This window comes from Vibrio sp. 1069, assembly GCF_033340555.1.
On the sequence record NZ_JAWOWP010000888.1, the window covers coordinates 1 to 532 of the forward strand.

Genomic DNA, 532 nt, shown 5'->3' on the forward strand with positions numbered 1-532 from the left:
AAAAGCCTAGCGTGGATGCCATTGTTTGGTCAGCTTTACTGGTTGACGGGCAATATTCTGATTGACCGTGCAAACCGTTCAAAAGCCAAAGGTACCATCGACCAAGTGGTTAACAGCATGAAAGAAAGTGATGTGTCGGTTTGGATGTTCCCAGAAGGTACACGCTCACGTGGTCGTGGTTTGCTGCCGTTTAAAACGGGTGCGTTCCATGCGGCAATCGGTGCTGAAGTGCCAATTATTCCAATCGTATGTAGCTCCACTGACCACATTAAACTTAACCGCTGGAACAATGGTCATGTGATTGTTGAAATGTTGCCACCGGTGAGCACTGAAGGTTACGGTAAAGATGGCATTCGTGAACTCGCAAATGTATGCCGCGAGCAGATGAAAGAAAAGCTAGAAGCGCTGGATGAAGAAGTAAAACAGCGTAACGCCGCTTAAACGGGTTAAATACCGAATACAAAAATGGGTAGCTAAGGCTACCCATTTTTTATTCATTCAATCTGATATCGCAATTATTTGCGAACCGCGA

General features: G+C 45.5%; 1 protein-coding gene. It reads left to right on the forward strand.

Features of this window, described 5'->3' with window-relative positions; all coding sequences use genetic code 11:
• A partial coding sequence (locus R7040_RS29645; protein WP_318098074.1) for a 1-acyl-sn-glycerol-3-phosphate acyltransferase occupies positions 1–441 on the forward strand: 441 nt, incomplete at its 5' end.
• Between the last annotated feature and the right edge of the window lie 91 nt (positions 442–532).